Source organism: Actinomadura sp. ATCC 39365, assembly GCF_054392275.1.
Genome location: NZ_CP184335.1, coordinates 1,567,502 through 1,585,665, shown reverse-complemented (window position 1 = coordinate 1,585,665; position 18,164 = coordinate 1,567,502). Strand labels below are relative to the sequence as shown.

The 18,164-nt window shown below is 73.0% G+C and carries 16 protein-coding genes; 6 read left to right on the top strand and 10 right to left on the bottom strand.

The annotated features are described in order from the left end of the window. Positions 1-93: 93 nt before the first annotated feature. The 4 genes from thpR to ACNF49_RS08120 form a co-directional block, all read right to left on the bottom strand. Positions 94-651: an RNA 2',3'-cyclic phosphodiesterase gene (gene thpR, locus ACNF49_RS08135; RefSeq protein ID WP_482943274.1), complete on the bottom strand. Its 558-nt coding sequence runs from the start codon at positions 649-651 to the stop codon at positions 94-96. Between the two features lie 41 nt (positions 652-692). After that, positions 693-1,934, bottom strand: coding sequence for an MFS transporter (locus tag ACNF49_RS08130; protein WP_357976203.1), 1,242 nt, complete (start codon positions 1,932-1,934; stop codon positions 693-695). A gap of 23 nt (positions 1,935-1,957) precedes the next feature. Then, positions 1,958-2,404, bottom strand: a complete 447-nt coding sequence (locus ACNF49_RS08125) for a MarR family winged helix-turn-helix transcriptional regulator (protein WP_357696577.1) — start codon at positions 2,402-2,404, stop codon at positions 1,958-1,960. A 125-nt stretch (positions 2,405-2,529) separates the two neighbouring features. Further along, positions 2,530-3,966, bottom strand: coding sequence for an NCS2 family permease (locus tag ACNF49_RS08120; RefSeq protein WP_357976200.1), 1,437 nt, complete (start codon positions 3,964-3,966; stop codon positions 2,530-2,532). Between the two features lie 91 nt (positions 3,967-4,057). Between ACNF49_RS08120 and ACNF49_RS08115 the strand changes: the two genes are divergently transcribed. Further along, positions 4,058-4,270 (top strand): DUF2530 domain-containing protein, encoded by a 213-nt coding sequence (locus ACNF49_RS08115; protein ID WP_357976197.1) that lies wholly within the window; start codon positions 4,058-4,060, stop codon positions 4,268-4,270. A gap of 92 nt (positions 4,271-4,362) precedes the next feature. Then, the gene (locus ACNF49_RS08110; protein WP_482943271.1) at positions 4,363-5,823 is read left to right on the top strand and encodes an alpha/beta hydrolase; all 1,461 of its coding nucleotides are present in this window, start codon (positions 4,363-4,365) and stop codon (positions 5,821-5,823) included. A gap of 42 nt (positions 5,824-5,865) precedes the next feature. Here the strand turns inward: ACNF49_RS08110 and ACNF49_RS08105 are convergent, their stop codons facing one another. Then, complete coding sequence (locus ACNF49_RS08105; RefSeq protein WP_482943270.1) at positions 5,866-8,898, bottom strand: sacsin N-terminal ATP-binding-like domain-containing protein; 3,033 nt, start codon at positions 8,896-8,898, stop codon at positions 5,866-5,868. Between the two features lie 81 nt (positions 8,899-8,979). After that, positions 8,980-9,780: a DUF3027 domain-containing protein gene (locus ACNF49_RS08100; protein WP_357976190.1), complete on the bottom strand. Its 801-nt coding sequence runs from the start codon at positions 9,778-9,780 to the stop codon at positions 8,980-8,982. Between the two features lie 167 nt (positions 9,781-9,947). Here ACNF49_RS08100 and ACNF49_RS08095 point away from each other — a divergent pair, with 167 nt between their 5' ends. Continuing rightward, a complete protein-coding gene (locus tag ACNF49_RS08095; protein ID WP_357976187.1) occupies positions 9,948-11,414 on the top strand; it encodes an MFS transporter in 1,467 nt (488 codons plus the stop codon). Here ACNF49_RS08095 and ACNF49_RS08090 read toward each other — a convergent pair. Beyond that, positions 11,411-11,806, bottom strand: coding sequence for a cold-shock protein (locus ACNF49_RS08090; protein ID WP_352320910.1), 396 nt, complete (start codon positions 11,804-11,806; stop codon positions 11,411-11,413). The two genes, ACNF49_RS08095 and ACNF49_RS08090, sit on opposite strands and share 4 nt — an antisense overlap. 90 nt (positions 11,807-11,896) lie before the next feature. Beyond that, positions 11,897-12,505, bottom strand: a complete 609-nt coding sequence (locus ACNF49_RS08085) for an HAD family hydrolase (RefSeq protein WP_357976184.1) — start codon at positions 12,503-12,505, stop codon at positions 11,897-11,899. Between the two features lie 112 nt (positions 12,506-12,617). Here ACNF49_RS08085 and ACNF49_RS08080 point away from each other — a divergent pair, with 112 nt between their 5' ends. Together ACNF49_RS08080 and ACNF49_RS08075 are read left to right on the top strand one after the other, a co-directional pair. Further along, entirely contained in the window at positions 12,618-13,010 is a 393-nt protein-coding gene (locus tag ACNF49_RS08080) for a hypothetical protein (protein ID WP_482943269.1), read from the top strand. Between the two features lie 34 nt (positions 13,011-13,044). Beyond that, positions 13,045-13,662 (top strand): TetR/AcrR family transcriptional regulator, encoded by a 618-nt coding sequence (locus tag ACNF49_RS08075; RefSeq protein WP_357976178.1) that lies wholly within the window; start codon positions 13,045-13,047, stop codon positions 13,660-13,662. Here ACNF49_RS08075 and ACNF49_RS08070 read toward each other — a convergent pair. Next, positions 13,655-14,266, bottom strand: coding sequence for a hypothetical protein (locus ACNF49_RS08070; protein ID WP_498702265.1), 612 nt, complete (start codon positions 14,264-14,266; stop codon positions 13,655-13,657). The genes ACNF49_RS08075 and ACNF49_RS08070 overlap by 8 nt on opposite strands. A 45-nt stretch (positions 14,267-14,311) precedes the next feature. Here ACNF49_RS08070 and ACNF49_RS08065 point away from each other — a divergent pair, with 45 nt between their 5' ends. Next, entirely contained in the window at positions 14,312-16,642 is a 2,331-nt protein-coding gene (locus tag ACNF49_RS08065; RefSeq protein WP_357976175.1) for a helicase-associated domain-containing protein, read from the top strand. Positions 16,643-16,667: 25 nt separating this feature from the next. Here the strand turns inward: ACNF49_RS08065 and ACNF49_RS08060 are convergent, their stop codons facing one another. Further along, positions 16,668-18,014, bottom strand: a complete 1,347-nt coding sequence (locus tag ACNF49_RS08060) for a hypothetical protein (protein ID WP_482943267.1) — start codon at positions 18,012-18,014, stop codon at positions 16,668-16,670. Positions 18,015-18,164 lie beyond the last annotated feature (150 nt).

Genomic DNA, 18,164 nt, shown 5'->3' with positions numbered 1-18,164 from the left:
CAGGTCAGCAGGGCGCCGAGAAGAACGATCAGGAACAGCAGGCCGAGCACGAGGGGCAGCAGCCAGGGGCGAGGACGGTCCACGCCCTGGAGCCTAGCCCCGCTTCACCGGTGCGAGCGCCCAATCGCCGAGTGACTCGTACCTCACCGCAGGCCCGGTGTGGCTGCGGAACAGGTGCAGGCGCTCGGCCCGCCACGGCGTCCCGGCGAACCCGGCCAGCGACTCCACCAGCTCTCTGAGGTCGGTGTCCGTCCGGGCCCTGGCCAGGGTGAGGTGCGCGTGGAACCGTTTCTCGTCGGTCTGCACGGCCCCCGCGCGGCGACCGGCCGCGCGGGCCGAGTCGGCCAGCCGGGTCATGGAGTCGCCCGCGATCCCGGCCCAGAGCACCCTGGCCCGCCGCGCCGAGGAGAACGCCCCGGCCCCGGCGAGGGCCAGGTCGAGCACCGTGTGCCGATGGGCGGCCCGCTCCAGGCGTACCCGCAGGTCGGGCAGCGCCCGTTCGGGCACCTCGCCGTAGAAGGCCAGCGTGACGTGCCATGTGGGGCGGCCGGCCCAGCGCAGCCCCGGCACCTGCCCGACGTACGGCGCCACGGCCCGCTCGACCTCGTCGAGCGCCTCCTCAGGCGGAACCACGGCCGCGAAGAGCCTCATGTCATGCGATTGTCCCCGGACGGGGACGGATCACGCCATCGTCATGCCATCGCCAGCGCGGGCCTGGCCATCCGGTTGCCGATCAGCTTGGTCACCAGCACCGCGAGCCCGGTGCCCACCAGGACGAGCACGCCCGACAGCAGCACACCCGTACGCGGCCCGCCCAGCTCCGACAGCCACCCGATCAGCGGCGCCCCGACGGGCGCTCCCCCGGTGAAGACCAGCATGTAGATGCCCATGACCCGGCCCCGCATCTCGGGGGACGTGGCGATCTGCACACTCGCGTTCGCGGCCGTGTTGATGGTGATCAACGCGATGCCGGTCGGGACGAGTAGCAGCAGATAGACGGGGTAGAAGGGGGCCAGCCCGGTCAGCACCTGGAACAACCCGAACCCGATCGCCCCGGAGAAGAGCACCTTGCGCGAGAGTCTGGCCCGCCGCGCCGCCAGCAGCGCGCCGCCCAGCGCGCCCACCGCGAACATGCTGGAGGCCAGCCCGAACGACGACGCCCCGGCGCCGAACACCTCGCGGGCCATCAGCGCGATCGACATCGAGAACGACTGCGAGAACATCGACACGAAGGCGATCAGCAGTATCGGCATGAGGAGCTCCTCGCGCCGCAGCACGTACCGCAGGCCCTCCCTTAGCTGGCCCTTGGCCCTGGGCACCGGCTCGGACAGGTTGAGCTCGGACTTCCGCATGAAGACCAGGCTGGAGATCACCGCGCCGAAGGTGAGCGCGTTGATCAGGAAGATCGGTCCGGTGCCGCCCAGCACGGAGATCAGGATGCCGGCCAGCGCGGGGCCCACCACGCGGGCGAGGTTGAAGATGGAGCTGTTCAGGGCGATGGCGTTGGGCAGGTCCTGCCGTCCGACCATCTCGACCACGAACGCCTGCCTGGTCGGCACCTCGACGCAGGAGATCAGGCCGAGCAGGAACGCCATCACGAACACGTGCCAGACCTGCGCGGTGCCGGTCATGGTCAGCACGCCGATGGTGAGCGCGAGCACCGCCATCATCGACTGGGCGGCGATGAGGATGGGCCGCTTGGGGTATCGGTCGGCGAGCACGCCGCCGAAGAGCCCGAACAGCAACATCGGCAGGAACTGCAGGGCGGTCGCCAGGCCGAGGGCCGCCGCGCTGCCTCCCACGCCGTGCGGGCCCTTGGTCAGGTCGAGCACCAGCCAGTCCTGGGCGGTGCGCTGCAGCCAGGTGCCGACGTTGGAGACGGCGCCACCTGCCGCGAACATGCGATAGTTGCGAACCTTGAGCGACCGGAACATCCCGGTCTTGGGTTGCTCAGGCTCTATATCTTGCTGAGCTTCTCCAGGATCGGCGCCGCCTGCCGCAGGATCGACCGCTCCTCCGGCGAGAGCTCCTTCAGCCGCTGTGTCAGCCACGCCTCCTTGCGGCGGCGTTCCTCCTTCAGCAGCGTCTGGGCGGCCTCGGTCACGGTCACGGTCACCTGACGCCGGTCGGTCGGGTGCGGGGTGCGTGCGACCAGGCCGCGTTCCTCTAGCGCGGCGATCACGCGCGTCATCGAGGGCGGTTGCACCTTCTCTAGCTCGGCCAATTCGCCGGGGGTTATCCCGGAATGCCGTTCCACGGCGGCGAGCGTCGCGAACTGGGTGGGCGTCAGCGAGTGCGCCGCCGCCTGACGCCGGAGTCGCCTGGTCAGCCTTGCCATCGACACGCGCAGGGCTGAGGCCAGGCCCGCGTCGCTGCGCAGGTCCATCTTGGGCTGGTTGTTCATTAGCACGTCTCATTACCTTTGCTAACTATATGCGAAGGCAAGATATTTCCCTAGGTCAGGTTCGTCTCACTCCTTGATACCCCGAAGCCGCCCCACATGTGCGGGGCGGCTCCTGGACATCGAGGTCAGAGACCGATCGCGGCCCGGATCGGGCCGATCGCGAAGTAGAGGACGAACAGCGCGGTGACGCCCCACATCAGCGGGTGGATCTCGCGCGCCTTGCCCCGTACGACCTTGACCAGCACGTAGCTGATGAAGCCGGCGCCGATGCCGTTCGAGATGGAGTAGGTGAACGGCATGACGACGATGGTGAGGAAGGCCGGGATGGCGATCTCGTAGTCGTCCCAGTCGATGTCGCGGATGGCGGTCATCATGAGGAAGCCGACGACGACCAGCGCGGGCGTGGCGGCCTCGTAGGGCACGACGGCGACCAACGGCGCGAAGAAGATGGCGACCAGGAACAGCACACCGGTGACCACGCTGGCCAGACCGGTCCGCGCGCCCTCCCCGACGCCGGCGGCCGACTCGATGTAGGTGGTGTTCGACGAGACCGAGCCGGCGCCGCCCGCCGCCGCCGCGATCGAGTCGACGAGCAGGATCTCCTTGGTCCGCGGCAGCGTGCCGTCGGCCTGGACCAGGCCCGCCTGGCGGCCGACGCCGACGATCGTGCCCATCGTGTCGAAGAAGTCGGTGATGAGCAGGGTGAACACGAACAGCACGGCCAGCAGCACGGAGATCCGGCTGAAGGCGCCGATCGGGTCGAACTCCGTGAACAGCGTCAGCGGGTTGTGGAAGCCGAAGATCTTGTCGGCGGCGGGGATGGCGGGGACGTTGAGCTGCCAGCCGCCGGCGTTCTTGGGCGAGGCCGCGCCCACCTTGGTGACCGCCTGGACGACCATCGCCAGGACGGTCGAGCCGACGATGCCGATCAGGATCGCGCCCTTGACCTTCCGCGCCACCATGGCGGCGGTGGCCAGCAGGCCCACGATGAACACGAACACCGGCCAGGAGGTGAGCTGGCCGCCGATGCCCAGCTCCAGCGGCGTGCCCGCGGCCTTGCGCACGAAACCGGCGTCCACGAAGCCGATCAGCGCGATGAACAGGCCGATGCCGACGCTGATGGCGGTCTTGAGCTGGGCCGGGATGGCGTGGAACACCGCCGTCCGCAGGCCGGTCAGCACCAGGATCGCGATGATGACGCCTTCGAGGAAGACCAGGCCCATGGCCTCCTCCCAGGTCATCACCGTGGCGATGTTGAAGGTCACGAAGGCGTTGAGCCCGAGCCCGGCGGCCATCGCGAACGGCACCCGGCCGACCACGCCCATGATGATCGTCAGGATGCCCGCCACGAACGCCGTGCCCGCGGCGACCAGCGCCACCTGCGGGGTCGTGCCATCGCCGATGACCTGGCCGTCGATGTCCTTGCCGTAGGCGAGGATGATCGGGTTCAGCACCACGATGTAGGCCATCGTGAAGAACGTGGCCAGGCCGCCACGTACCTCACGGGAGATCGTGGAGTCTCGTGCAGAGATTGCGAAGAAACGGTCTATTGCATTACGCATGTCACTCACGGGGCGAAGAGTGACAGTAGTGGTGAGCTGGGAAAAGTGTCCGCAATCGGATCGAGACCCGATTGGAAGCTAGGCTGGACACGTGAAGCAGCAGTGGCACCCTGATCCCGAGCCGATCAAGACCAACGACACGGCCGCCGTCGGTGCCGGCACCGCCCTGTGGGCCGTCGCCCTGATCGTCCTGCTGATCTTCCGCCCGGCCCCCGAGAACACGTGGTGGATCTGGACCTGCGTCACCGGGGTCGGCTTCGGCCTCTTCGGCATGTGGTTCGTCCGCCGTCCGCGCCGGGGTTGACATTCATCATCTTCCGGACATCTCCGAAGTCATCAGGAAGCCATGTCTTCCTCCACTACCTGGGCGGACACCGTCCCGGCAGGCTGGTCAGCATGAAGAAGGCGATGTTGACGATCCTGCTGGGCGCCGCCGTCCTCGCCGGTTGCGGCACCACAGGTGAGCCCGCGAAGCAGGCCGGGCCCGGCAAGGGCACCGTCGCCTGGAGCCCGTGCACCGGGCTGACCGGGCCCGACGGCAAGCCGCTGCCCAAGGACGAGGCCGTCCAGTGCGGGGCCGTCCAGGTGCCGCTCGACTACGGCGACCCCGGCGGCCAGAAGATCGACCTGGCGCTGATCCGGATCAAGGCCACCGGCGACCCCCTCGGCTCGCTGGTCCTCAACTTCGGCGGGCCCGGCGGGTCCGGCGTCGACACGCTGGCCCAGGCCGCGAAGGCGTTCGGCAGCCTGGGCACCCGCTACGACCTCGTCAGCTTCGACCCCCGCGGCGTCGACCGCAGCGCGGGCGTCAAATGCGGCGGCGAGCTCGACGCCCTCCTCGCCGCGCCCGCCGGGGCCGACGGCGAGGCGATGTCGAAGAAGTTCGCCGCCGCCTGCGAGAAGGACTCGGGCAAGATCCTGCCCCACGTGGGCACCGTGAACGCCGCCCAGGACCTCGACCGCATCAGGGCCGCGCTCGGCGACCGGCGGCTCAACTACTTCGGCTTCTCCTACGGCACCCACCTCGGCGCCGTCTACGCCACCCGCTTCCCCGCGAACGTCGGCCGCTTCGTCCTCGACGGCGCCTTCGACCCCACGGTCACCTTCGAGCAGCGCGCCGTCACCCAGGCCACCGGCTTCGCCCACGCCTTCGAGGCGTTCGCCGAAGACTGCGTGGCCCAGACCTGCGACCTCGGCCAGGACCCGGCCGCCGTGCGGAGCGCCGTCGAGAAGCTGCTCGACGGGCTCAGGAGCAAGCCGCTCAAGGTCGGCGACCGGCAGCTCACCTACGGCCTGGCCCAGCTCGCCGTCATCACCCCGCTGTACGCCAAGTCCGCCTGGCCGGTGCTGGAGCAGGCCGCCGCGGCCGGCATCAAGGGCGACGGCGCCACCCTGCTCGCCCTGGCCGACGCCTACACCGGACGGCGGCCCGACGGCACCTACTCCACCATGATGACCAGCCTTCAGGCCATCACCTGCGCCGACACCACCGAACGCCCGACCGCCGCCGACATGGCCCGGGTGGACGACAGGATCAAGAAGATCTTCCCCATCCTGTCGGCGGACGGCACCGCCACCGCCTGCGGCCACTGGCCCACCCCCGGCGACGACGCGGCCAAGCGCATCGACGCCACCGGCTCGGCGCCCATCGTGGTCATCGGCGGCAAGGGCGACCCGGCCACGCCGTACGAGTGGGCCACCGCGCTCAACGCCAAGCTGAGGACCGGCGTGCTCATGACGTACGAGGGCGAGGGCCACGGCGCCTACCTGAGCGGCGACGGGTGCGTGACGCGCGCGGTGGACGCGTACCTGCTGAACGGGAAGGTGCCGGCGGCGGGCACCACCTGCGCGGCCTGACCGCGGCGGGCCGCCCCCGAACGGGGAGGCGGCCCGCCGGTCTCAGGACAGGTCGGCCTCGGCCAGCAGCAGCGGCACCGCCTCCGGGTCGCGCAGCAGCGCGGCCACGGCCAGCCGGTCGTTCCACTGGCCCGTGGCCCAGGCCAGCCCGCGGGCCAGCCCGTCGACGCCGGTGCAGTGGACCGCGCCCTCGAAGAAGCGCCACGTGCAGGCGACGCCGTCGACCAGCAGCTTCTCGTGCTCGACGTACGTCTCGGGCGCCGTCGGCAGCAGCGAGCGCACCTGCGGCGGCACCGCGCGCACCTCGCCCTGCGAGGTCACCTCGCCGGTGGCCAGCTCGCCGGCCAGCGGCAGGTCGAGCAGCTCCGACAGCGCCTCGGCCAGGTCGTAGGAGGCCAGCACCAGCGGCCGGTCGGTGACGAGCTGCAGCAGGTCGGGGGCCTCGACCACCACGGCGTCCTCGGCGGCGGCCACCACGATGTCGCCGCCGAGCACCGCGCGCACCCGCGAGGGCGGCTCGACCCGGGACGGATCGACGGCGGCCAGCGCGATCCACAACGCCCGCAGCTGCGCCCGATCGACCTCGATCGCCGGGTCGGCCATCAGCTCCAGCAGCTCCTCGGGGCCGCCGTGGGCGGCCAGCAGCTCGGCGAGCGTGGTGCGCACGCCGAGCATCGACAGCGCCGCCTCGTCGAGCCCGGCCGGCGCGTCGGCGTAGAGGCCCTGCAGGAGCGGGTCGGCGCCGGGCAGCCGCAGCTCAAGCGGCTTGCGACCGCCGAGCACCGGATGGTTGGCCAGCCACCACGCCGTGTAGGAGGGCACCTCCACGCCCTCGACGCGCAGCGGGTGCAGCGCGGCCCGCAGCGGCGGGCGGGTCAGCAGCGGCAGCGCGGCCGCCCAGTCGGCCACCAGCTCAAGGTCGCGCACCGCCGCGAACTCGGCCACCACCGGCGGCACCGCGAGGTCGGGCAGCAGGTCGAGCACGTGGTCGAGCCATTCGTCCTCGCCGTCGAGGTCGTGGTCGCAGTCGTCGTGGTCGAGCAGCACGTCGGAGTCGTGGGCGACGGCGAACCCGTCGAGCACGCCCGCCGCCGCCAGCACCCGCGCCCCGTAGGTCTCCTCCAGCTCGGGTGCGGCCACGCCGAGGTGGCTGTCGGCGGCCAGCAGCCCGGCCAGGGCCCCGTCGGCGAGCATCAGCTCACCGGCCGCGTAGAGCTCGCCGTCGGCGCCGCGCAGCGCCAGCTCGGCCAGCCACGGCGCCTCGCCCGGAACCAGCCCGGACGCCGCCACCAGCGACAACACGGCCCGCGCGACCGGCTCGGGGTCGGCGCTGTCGAGCGACTGCGCGACGGCGGCCTTGGTCAGCGGGTCTTCGAGCACCGTGCGCGGGGTGGCCTCGGCGGCGCCCAGCCGCAGCAGCGCCGGATGGGCCGCCTCCGGATGCACGATGCGCAGCCCGAGCGGGGTGAGGTCGAGGTCGGCGCCGCCGTCGGTCAGGATCAGCGTGCCGCGCGGGCCGCGCACCACACGGCCGTCGGTCAGCGGCACCGGCAGCGCGCCCAGCGACTCGGGATCGTCGGCGGGCAGCACCGCGTACAGGGAGCGCCACCAGGACGGCTCACGCGCCTCCACGGCCTCCCCGGACAGCAGGTCGACCACGTCGGCCAGCTCCACCCGGCGCACGCCCAGGGCGACCATGGCCGGATGCCTGGCCGGCCACCCGGCGGGCAGCAGCCCCGGCACGAAGGCGGCCACGGTGTCGAGCAGCTCGGCGGTGGCCCCGGCCACGACGGCCGCCTCCCGGCCCGCGACCACCCAGCCGTCGCCCTCGGGCTCTCGCGCCGGATGCTCGACCCGCCACTCGGCGTCGGGCTCGTAGACCTCGGCCTCGGCGAAGGAGGGGGTCTGGACCGCGGGCGCGGGCGCCGACAACGCGGGCAGCAGCGGCGCGGACGGCAGGCGTTCGAGCACGGCCCGCCGGACACGCGCGTCGAGCTCGCCCTTGCCCATGAGGGACGGCACCAGGTCGAGCAGCCTGGACGTGCGAGGCAGCTCGCCCAGCAGCCGGACGTAGGCGTCGGCCACCCGCTCGACCAGGAAGTCGGTGAGCGGCCCCTTGGCGACGTGCCGCCGGTCGGTGGCCATCGGGAAGGACGCGATCAGCAGCGCGGGCAGGTCGACGGGCTCGTCGCTCGGCGTCGGGGCGTGCACGACGGGCGGCACGGCGGCGGGCAGCGGGCCGGGCTCGCCGGTGCCGGTGACGGGCACCGCCCAGCGCAGCGACCAGAAGGGCCGCGCCCGCTCCTCGGTGGGCCGGTCGGCGAACAGTCTGGCGACCTCGTCGGGGGTGAACTCGCCGGAGTCCGACACGACGTGCCAGCCGTCGGCCACGACCGTGCGGGTGGCGCCGTCGAGGTCGATCTCGATGGCCTCCAGCGCGGGCAGGCCGAGCAGCAGCGCCGGGCTGGTCTCGGCCAGCATGACCCGGACGGCGTCGACCGCCGCGGCGTCGCGCAGCGGCAGCCGGACGAGCGTGTCGAACCCGTCGGGCACCTCCAGCGGCGGCGCGTCGAACGGCAGCCTGAGCAGCGGCACGTGGCCCGCCCGGTCGGCCAGCTCACCCGCCAGCACGGGAATGCCCGCGACCAGCTCGGACGTGCCGGCCCGCGACCAGCGCACCGAGCCGCCGCCGCGCGAGCCGATGGCCGGCTCGTCGCAGACGGAGACGACGGCCGCGAAGCCCACGCCGAACCTGCCGGCCGCGCCGATCTCGTCGCGCTTGCCCGACACGCGCAACGTGGACAAACCCTCCACGCCGGTCGCGTCGAGCGGGGCGCCGGTGTTGGCGGCCGTCAGCACGTCGCCGCGCAACGTCAGCCGCAACACCCCTGGCACCCCCGCGCGCAGCGCCGCGTCGGCGGCGTTCTGGGCGAGCTCGACGATCAGCCGGTCGCGGTAGCCGCCGAGCGCGAAGTCCTCCTCGGCGTTGGCGTCCTCGCGGAACCGGGCGGGCGAGGCCGTCCAGGCGGAGAGGACGGCGGCTCGCATCCGGTCAGTGCCAAAGGTGTCGGTCATCGATCACGATCCTGGTCGAGTGAAGAGGGGCCAGGGTAGGTTAGCCCCCTGACCGACGAAACCGCCGTGCTCGTGCTCCGGTCAGGAGTGGCCGAGCTCCTCGGTGGCGGATCCGTCCACCGAGCCCTCTTCCTCCTCGATCAGGTCGTAACCCAGGTCGTCGAGGATGGGGATGGCCTGCTCGACCGGCGGGGGCAGCACGGCCGCCTCCGAGTGGGCGCCGCAGCCGTGGTCGGCGGCGACGACCTTGCCGTCGTCGGGGGCGTACTCGTTGGTGCAGACGCCGAACGACAGCCGCAGCTCACCGGAGAGCAGCCAGTAGAACCCGCAGGTGGAACACTGCGCGGGCGCGGCGTGTGCGATCGGAGTGTGTGGCCCGTGCTCGCCCGCGTGCCAGCGTCTGGCAGCCCGGTCTCTGCCGATGGCCGAGAGCACACGGGCTCGGCCCAGGCCGTACTCGAAAACCATCTGGCGATCGGCGTCTTCGTCGAGCTCGGTGAAACCGGGCGCCAGCCTGTCGTCGTCGTCGGGGGTCGGCAGCAGGTCGCCGACGCCCAGGTCGCCCGGCCGCAGCCGCTCGCTCCACGGCAGCCACTCGGGGGCGAGCAGCGCCCCGGAGCCGGGCAGCAGCACGGCCTCGCTGACCGTGACCTTCTTCGCGCGCGAGGCGCGGGTGACCGTGACGGCCCACCGCCAGCCGCGATAGGCCCGGTCGAGGCAGGCGAAGTAGTGGGTGACGATCCGGTCGCCCTCGCTCTCGAAGCCGAGGTGCTCGCCGGCCTCGCCCGGGTGCGCCAGCTCCTGCGCCGCGGCGCGCGCCAGATCGACTGCGGCGACGCAGGCCTGGTCGGGAGCGGGGACGCGGGCCCGGGTGCGGCTCATCGGGCCGCCTCCGCCTGAAGGTGCTGTTCGCTCACACTTCATTCTCACCCATAGGCGGACCTGGCAGACCCACAACCGCCGATCCGAAGCTGAGAAGAGGGGTGAATCGGGTAAGACTGGTAGGCGTGGGGGGTGGCTGGGAGCAGGCTCGGGACATCTCGCGGCGGATGGGGCATGCCATCGGCGGCGCGGGACGCGCCGGCGTGCGCGCGGGCCGGGCCACCGCGAGCGGCACCGTCCGGGCCGGCCGCGCCACCGCCGCGGGCGCGCGCAAGGCGGGCAGGGCGACCAGGAAGCTGACGTACGCGGGCGGCGCGGGCCGTACGGGGCTCGGCCGGCTGATCGAGCTGTCGGCCGGCAACAGCGCCGCCGACGCCCTGGTCACGGTGGCCCTGGCCAGCACGGTGTTCTTCGGCGTGCCGGTCGGCGAGGCGCGCGGGTCGGTCGCGCTCTACCTGGTCATCACGATGTTGCCGTTCGGGCTGCTCGCGCCGTTCGTGGGGCCGATCCTCGACCGGTTCAGGTCGGGGCGCCGCTACGTGATGGCCGGCACGCTGTTCGGCCGCGGGCTGCTCTGCTTCGCCATGGCCGCCGCGGTGGGGGCGGGCGACCTGCCGACGCTGTTCATCGGCGCGCTGGGCGTGCTGGTGTTGTCGAAGGCGTACAACGTGTCCAGGGCGGCGATCATGCCGAGCGTGCTGCCCGCCGACATCACCCTGGTCTCGGCCAACGCGCGGGTGGCGCTGTTCACGCTGGTCGCGGCGGGGGTGGCGGTGCCGGTCGGCGCGGGCCTGACCGCGTGGCTGGGCAGCGCCGTGGTGCTGCGCATTGCCATGCCGGCCTTCCTGCTGCTCGGCGTCGCCGCCGTACGCCTGCCGCGGCACGTCGACTCGCCCGACCAGGAGGAGGAGGGCGTGGCGCCGCGCTGGCGCACCCTGCTCAAGGTGGGCCCGGCCGTGGCCGAGGCGGTCTGGGCCAACGTGGCGCTCCGGATCTTCTCCGGTTTCCTGGTGTTCTTCCTGCTCTTCCTGGTCCAGGACAAGGCGGTGCCGTGGCTGGCCGCGCCGGCGGCGGCCGGCTCGTTCCTCGACGTGCCCAAGACGATCGCGCTGCTCGCGCTGGCCGCCGGGCTGGGCGGCCTGGCCGGCGCCGCGGTCGCCAACTGGACGCGCAACCACGCTCCCCAGGTGATCGTGCTGGTCACGCTGGCGGTGACGGCCGCGACCACGATCGCCACGGCCGTCCTGTTCGGCCTGTGGACCGCGCTGGCGGTCTCGCTGGTCACCGCGTTCGCCCAGGAGCTGGGCAAGCTCGCGCTCGACGCGATCGTGCAGCGGGAGATCGGCGAGGAGGTGCGCTCGTCCACGTTCGGGGTGGTGGAGGCGGTGCTGCAGTTCGCCTGGGTGTTCGGCGGCCTGCTCGGGCTGGTGTTGTCGCTGACCCGCAGCTCCATGGCCGGCTTCGTCGCGCCGGCCGTCGTGCTGACCGGCGCGCTCGGCTGGCTGCTGGTCACCAGGCGCGGACGGGTGCGGGCGGCCGAGGCCAAGCTGGCCGGGCAGCGGGCCGAGGCCCCCGATCAGCAACGGACCGAGACCCTCGACCACACCAAACCCCTGACGAACCCGGGCGGTTAGGCGTCGAGGTCGTCCGCGACGGCCCTGAGCACCTGGGCGATCTTCTTGGCGTGCGCCGCCTCGGGGTGCTTGCCCCGCTGGTAGGAGGTGGAGACGCCGTCGAGCAGCTTGATCAGGTCTTCGACGATGACGACCATCTCGTCGGGCGTCTTCCGCTTGCCCTTGGGCTTCGTCTTGGCCAGGGTCGGCGGCTGGTCCAGGATCCTGACCGACAACGCCTGCTGGCCCCGGCGTCCCTCGGCCACGCCGAACTCCACCTTCTGGCCTGGCTTGAGCGGGCCGGCGTTTGTGGGAAGCGCGGAGGAATGCACGAAGACCTCACCGCCGTCGTCACGGGTGAGGAAGCCGAAACCCTTGTCGGCGTCGTACCACTTGACCTTGCCACTCGGCACAGGAGGACCTCGTTCAAACAGTCGAAAAGGATGAATGGATGTAGGTTATGCCCCGAAGCGCGCGGAGGCGACCGGGAAAATGCCGGGCAATTACCGTAGTTCGGCGCGCGCACGCCATCCGGCGAACCAGTCGGCGAATTCGGTCAGGTCGGCGAGCGCCACATCGGCTCCGTGCTCACGCAGCTCTCCCACCGTGTAAGGGCCCGTCGCGACGGTCACGCTCATGGCGCCGCCCGCGCGTGCCGCCTCGATGTCGGCGACATGGTCACCAACATAAGCCGCCGCGCCGAAGCGCGCGAGTGCCGTTCCCTTGGCGGCCCCGAACACCGATCCGACCACTTCGTCCACGGCCAGCCCGAGCAGTTCGACGGTGCCGGCGGCGTCGCGCGGGTTCTTGCCCGTCACCACGATCACCCGGCCGCCGCGGGCCCGTACGGCGGCGATGGCCTCGTACGCGCCCGCCATCGCGGTGTGCACCGGAACGCCCACCGCGGGATAGATCTCCCGGAACAGCTCGGCGGCCGCGGGAATGGCCGCCGCCGGCATCCAGTTGGCCAGCTCGTACTCGAGCGGCGGCCCCAGCCGGGTGACGATCTCACCGCTGTCGATGTGCACGCCCAAACGGCTTGACAGCTCGTCGTAAACGGCCGCGATGCCTGATCGCGTGTCGGCCAATGTCATGTCCAGGTCGAAACCCACTGAGGTAGTCACCCGTGCAGGATGCCAAACGCCGCATCGACGCCGGTAACGGCCCTTGTTGTGGGACTCTGGGAATGGGCAGAAAGGAATTACTTATCGGAGAGGAGTGACCGTGTCAGAGACCCCCCGCACGACCGGCACGGGAGACCGGCTCGTCGCCGCCGCCGCTCCCCGTCCCCACCGGCCCGCCCGGCCGCGCGGCACGCCGGTGACGGCCTGGCGGCGCGTCGTGGCGTCGGTGGCGTACGCGGTGCGGCTGGCGTCCAGGCTGGCGGCGCTCTCCCTGGCGCTGCACGCCGTCTTCACGGTGTTCCGGGCCAACCCGGCCAACGGCTGGTACCAGCTCGTCGAGTCGCTGGCCGCGGGGCTCTCGCTGGGCCTGGCCAACCTGTTCCAGCTCGCCGACCCGCGCTGGACCACGCTCGTCAACGACGGGCTGGCCGCACTGGTGTGGCTCGTGGCCGGTTCGGCGCTGGCGGGCCTGGTCAGGCGCGCTGCGCCCTAACGACTACTCTCGTTGCGGAGGTATCTGCACAGACATGACCAGATCGACCCGTGAGCGGATCATCGACGAGGCCCTGCGGCTGTTCGCCGAGCGTGGCTACGCCGCCACCTCCGTGGCCGAGATCGAGGCCGCCTCAGGGCTCTCCCCCGGCGCGGGCGGGCTCTACAGGCACTTCAAGTCCAAGTACGAGGTGCTCGCGGCCGCGATCAACGAGCACGCCGCCCGCACCAGGAGCCAGGTCGCCGAGAGCCTTGCCGAGCTGAGCACCATGGAGGCCGCCGCCGGTCTGGAGGACCGCCTGTCGCTGCTGTGCCGGGCGGGCCTGGCCAAGGTGCGGGAGGAGTCGGAGCTCACCCGGGTGTTCTTCCGGGACCTGAGCCAGTTCCCCGAGCTGGTCGCGGTGGTCCGCGAGGGGCTGCTGCAGCCCATGTTCGACGCGATCACCACCTGGTTCCGCGCCCAGCCCGAGTACGCCGACGCCAAGGTCGACTGGACGGGCATCGCCGCGGTGCTCGGCGGCTCGGTGGTCCACTACCGGCTGTTCCAGGAGACCGTGGGCGAGATGCCGGGCCACGCGGAGAAGGACCAGTTCGTCGCCGCCTGGGTACGCCTGGCCGTCGGCCTGCTCCCCAGCCCCGCGCCGGTCAGCTGACGTCGAGCAGCCGGTAGGCCAGCCAGACGACGCCCAGAGCCGTACCGATCATGAACATGACCCCGCTGACCTCGAAGAACCGGGCGACGAACGCCTCCAGCCCCGGCTCGGCCACCTGGAGCCCCCCGACGAGCACGCCGCCGACCGTGTAGCCGAACAGCGGCGCCCCGGCCCCGGCCAGCTTGTCGCCCAGCGTCCACGTGTCGCTGAACAGCACGGCCACCGCCCCCGCCGCCCACACCAGCACCGGCACCTGGAAGATCGCCACGGCCGGCAGCCCCACCGGCACCAGCAGCGCGGCCAGCGCCAGCACCACGACGGCGGCGACGTCGCGCGGCCGCCCCCTGAGCACACTGCCGGCGGGGTCCGCTGGTGGGTGGGCCAGGCGGCGGGCCTCGCGTTCCACCAGGGCCGCCGGGTCGCCGAAGCGCGTCAGCACCTTCGCGACGTCCCGGGCGTCCTGGCTGCCCCGCCGCTCCGCCTCGATCCTGGCCCGCAGCCGCCGTGCGAAGTCGAGCCGCTGGTCGGGCCTGAGCACGCCGTGCGCCGCGTCGGCCGCCCTGCTGACGTAGTTCAGGACCATTTGGTCCGCGCGCTCTATCACGTCTGGCAATGCTGCCCCGATCAGGGGGGACATACCATGGCAACGATGGAGTTCACGGAGTGGATCAGGGGGCGCACCGACGAACAGCTTCGGGCGCTCGTCTCCGCGCGGCCTGAGTTGATCACTCCGGTGCCCGCGCATCTGGAAGGGCTGGCCGCGCGGGCCGCCAGCCCTTCGGCGATCGGCAGGGTGCTCGACCGGCTCGACCGGTTCACGCTGGCCGTCGTCGAGACGCTGGCCGTACAGGACGGGCCGGTGACGAAGGCGGCGCTGCGCGGCCTGGTCGGGCGGGCGCTGGCGGCGGGCAGGCCCGAGCCCGCGCTGAGCGCGGCCCTCGACCGGCTGCGTGACCTGGCGCTGGTCTTCGGCCCCGACAACGCGCTCGACCTCGGGCCGGGCGTGCGCAAGGTCCTGGAGGAGCCCGCCGGGCTCGGCCCCAGGGTCGTCGACGTGTTCCGGCACCACCCGCCCGAGCAGCTCGACGAGATGGCCGACGACGTCGCCCCCGGCACCGACGGGTCCGGCAAGGAGCGGCTGGCCGCCGCGCTGGCCACCCCCGAGACCCTGGTGGCGGCGGTCTCGGCCGAGGCCAGGGGCGCGCTCGACCAGCTCGTGTGGGGGCCGCCGACCGGGCGGGTGCCCAACGCCAGGCGCGAGGTGCGCGTGTCCTCGGCCCGTTCGCCCATCGAGGAGCTGCTGGCGCGCGGGCTGCTGGCGGCCACCGGCGAGGAGAGCGTGACGCTGCCCCGCGAAGTGGGCCTGCACCTGCGCGGCGGGCGCGTCCACCGCGACCTGCTCGCCGTGCCGCCCGCGCTCGGCGGGGCCGCGCGCGACCGCGAGCTGGCCGACCGTACGGCGGCGGGCCAGGCGTTCTCGTTCGTCAGATCCGTGGAGGAGCTGTGCGAGCGGTGGAGCATCGATCCGCCGGGGGTGCTGCGCACCGGCGGGCTCGGCGTACGCGACATGAAGCGCACCGCGACCGACCTCGACCTGCCCGAATGGGCGGCGGCGCTGGTCGTCGAGGTGGCGCACGCGGCGGGGCTGGTCGCCGCGGGCGGCGGCGTCGACGGCGAGTGGCTGCCGACCTCCGGCTACGACCTGTGGCGGGTCAGGGCCACCGCCGACCGCTGGGTGACGCTCGCCGCGGCCTGGCTGCACATGGACCGGGTGCCCGGCCTGGTCGGCGAGCGGGACGACCGCGACCGGCCGCTCAACGCCCTGCACACCGACCTGCGCCGGGCCTCCGCGCCGGGGGTGCGCACGGCCGCGCTCGGCGTGCTGGCCGCCGCGCCGGGCCTGGCGCCCGACCGCGACTCGGTGCTCGAACGCCTGGCCTGGGAGCAGCCGCGCCGGCGCGGGCCGCTGCGCGAGCAGCTGACCGAGTTCGCGCTGCGCGAGGCCGAGCAGATCGGCGTGACCGGGCTCGGCACGCTGTCCGGCCACGGGCGGGCGCTGCTCGACGGCGGCGACGCGGCCGGCCTGCTCGCGCCGCTGCTGCCCGAGCCGGTCGACCACGTCCTGCTGCAGGCCGACCTCACCGCCGTCGCCCCCGGGCCGCTGACCAGCGAGCTCAACCGCTGGATGACGCTCACCGCCGACGTCGAGTCCAAGGGCGGGGCGACCGTCTACCGGTTCGGCGAGGGCTCGATCCGGCGGGCGCTCGACGCCGGGCACGGCGGCGAGGAGCTGCTGGCGATGCTTGCCCGCCATTCGGCCACGCCGGTGCCGCAGGCCCTGTCGTACCTGGTGACGGACGTGGCCCGGCGGCACGGGCGGATCCGGGTGGGCACGGCGAGCGCCTACGTCCGGTGCGACGATCCGGCGCTGCTCGACCAGATCACCGCCGACCGCCGTGCCGCCGCGCTGCGCCTGCGCCGGCTGGCCCCCACGGTGATCGCCTCGCGCTCGTCCAGGGCGGCGCTGGTGGACTCGCTGCGGGCCATGGGGTACGCGCCGGTCGCCGAGTCGCTCGACGGCGACGTGATCATCTCCCAGCTCGACAGCAGGCGTACCGAGGGGGTGGCGCCCGTACGCGCCGTGGCCTCGGCCGGCGGGCTCGATCCCGAGGTGGCCTCGGCGGCCGTACGCGCGCTGCGCGCGGGCGACGCGGCTCACCTGGCGCGGCGCGAGCCGGTCGACGCCCCGGGCGGCGCGGTGCCCCGCGGGCCCGCCACGGCCACGATCTCGGCCCTCCAGGACGCCATCAAGCAGGGCGTACGGGTGTGGATCGGTTACCTCGACTCGCAGGGCAACGCCACTTCGCGCATCCTGGAGCCGGCCCGGATGGAGGGCGGCTACCTGACCGCGTACGACGAGACCAGGGCGGCCGTCCACCGCTTCGCCCTCCACCGCATCACCGGCGTCGCCGGCCTCTGACCCGCCTTCCAGGCCCGCGTCCTGGTCAGGGATGGGTGAGCGCGTGGGCCGCGAGCCGGGCCGCTGGGCCGTCCCCGGCGGCCGGGCGGCGCAGGTGGGCCGCCGCGTCGGCCGGGTAGCGCAGCGACAGGCCGCCGCACAGTCCGGCGACCGCCGCGACCGCCCGCGGGTCGGCCGGGTCGCGTGCCCAGGTGAGCGCGAGCCGCAGCGCCTCGGGGGCGAGGGCGTCGTCGGCGCACATGTACGACAGCGCACCGCCCGCCGTCAGCCGTTCGCCCGCCCGCCCCCGGGCCCACACCTCCAGGAACTCCTGCCGCGCCTCCCTGAACGACCAGGCGGCCAGCAACGCCACCCCCTCGGCCGCCCGCGCGCGCACGTCGTCCCCCTGCAGGGCCAGCGAGCGCGCCCACTCGCGCAGCGGCTGCCACAGCCAGTAGCCGTACCGGGCGACCAGCTCGCCGAGCACCTGGGCGCGGTGGTGCGGGAGGCGGAAGACGACGAGACCGTCGTGCACGGCGATCAGCGGATGCGGCGCGCCGGTCGGCCCCGGCCCCGCCTCGTGGGCCTCCCGGACCGGCTCGAACGCGGCGAGCCGGCGGGCGAACTCCGGCTCGGGCAGCCCGTGCGCGAACGCGAGCGCCGCCACCGCCCGCACCTCGTGCATCGGCGGCTTGGTGTCGAACCAGGCGGCCACCTCCTCGCCCACGGGCTCGTCCCGCACCAGGCGCGTGGCCAGGCGGACGACCTCGGCGGGCGTGGGCAGCGCCAGCGCGCGGACCCGGGCGGTGGCGGCCCCGGCCGGTACGCTCCGGCCGCCGAACGCGCTCAGGTACAGGTCGAACAGGTCGCCGGAGTCGGGCGCGCACCACGGCTGCTCCACCTCGACCGCCTGCGACGGGACGCCGTTCCGGGTGATCACCAGGTACGACCCCAGCTCGGCGAGCTTGCGGGCCAGGTCGAGCAGCTCGCTCCGGTCGGTGCTCCCGGCGATCCAGTCGTGCAGCAGGTACGCCCGCCCGGGCCCGTACTCCGTCCTGGAGAGCAGGTCGGCGGCGCTGCCGGCGGGCGAGAGCACGGTGATCCTGCCCTCGGCCAGCGACATGCGCGACAGCAGGGCGATGGCGCCGAGCCGCTTGCCCATGTCCGCCTCCCCCACCAGGACGAGCAGGTGGCGCATGGACAGCCGGCGCACCGCGTCGGCGAAGCCGGCGGGCTCCAGGTAGGAGCGCAGCAGGGTGTCGGCCGCGCGCCGGTCGAGGTCGCGGGCCACCGGGCCGACCAGAGGCCGGAGCTGCTCGTTGATGGCGGTGACGCGCTCGATGAGCGTTTTGTCGTCGAGATCGCTCTCGCCCTGTTCAAGCGTGTCGCTCACGAAGTCACCTCGGGCCTGACTGGAAAGTTGTCTACGGAAAATGTCTTTCGTGAAAGTTTTTGTCCGGCTACTTGTTTCCGCGGCTTATGGATTGGCCGTGCGCCGCCCGGCAGCCACCGTTCCGACCAGGCATTACTCGCGAAGCTCGCG

Excerpts from the sequence above, each read along its gene's own strand:
- thpR (WP_482943274.1), bottom strand. The coding sequence starts at position 651 with ATGAGGCTCTTCGCGGCCGTGGTTCCGCCTGAGGAGGCGCTCGACGAG.
- ACNF49_RS08130 (WP_357976203.1), bottom strand. The coding sequence starts at position 1,934 with ATGTTCCGGTCGCTCAAGGTTCGCAACTATCGCATGTTCGCGGCAGGT.
- ACNF49_RS08125 (WP_357696577.1), bottom strand. The coding sequence starts at position 2,404 with ATGAACAACCAGCCCAAGATGGACCTGCGCAGCGACGCGGGCCTGGCC.
- ACNF49_RS08120 (WP_357976200.1), bottom strand. The coding sequence starts at position 3,966 with ATGCGTAATGCAATAGACCGTTTCTTCGCAATCTCTGCACGAGACTCC.
- ACNF49_RS08110 (WP_482943271.1), top strand. The coding sequence starts at position 4,363 with ATGAAGAAGGCGATGTTGACGATCCTGCTGGGCGCCGCCGTCCTCGCC.
- ACNF49_RS08105 (WP_482943270.1), bottom strand. The coding sequence starts at position 8,898 with ATGACCGACACCTTTGGCACTGACCGGATGCGAGCCGCCGTCCTCTCC.
- ACNF49_RS08100 (WP_357976190.1), bottom strand. The coding sequence starts at position 9,780 with ATGAGCCGCACCCGGGCCCGCGTCCCCGCTCCCGACCAGGCCTGCGTC.
- ACNF49_RS08095 (WP_357976187.1), top strand. The coding sequence starts at position 9,948 with ATGGGGCATGCCATCGGCGGCGCGGGACGCGCCGGCGTGCGCGCGGGC.
- ACNF49_RS08075 (WP_357976178.1), top strand. The coding sequence starts at position 13,045 with ATGACCAGATCGACCCGTGAGCGGATCATCGACGAGGCCCTGCGGCTG.
- ACNF49_RS08065 (WP_357976175.1), top strand. The coding sequence starts at position 14,312 with ATGGAGTTCACGGAGTGGATCAGGGGGCGCACCGACGAACAGCTTCGG.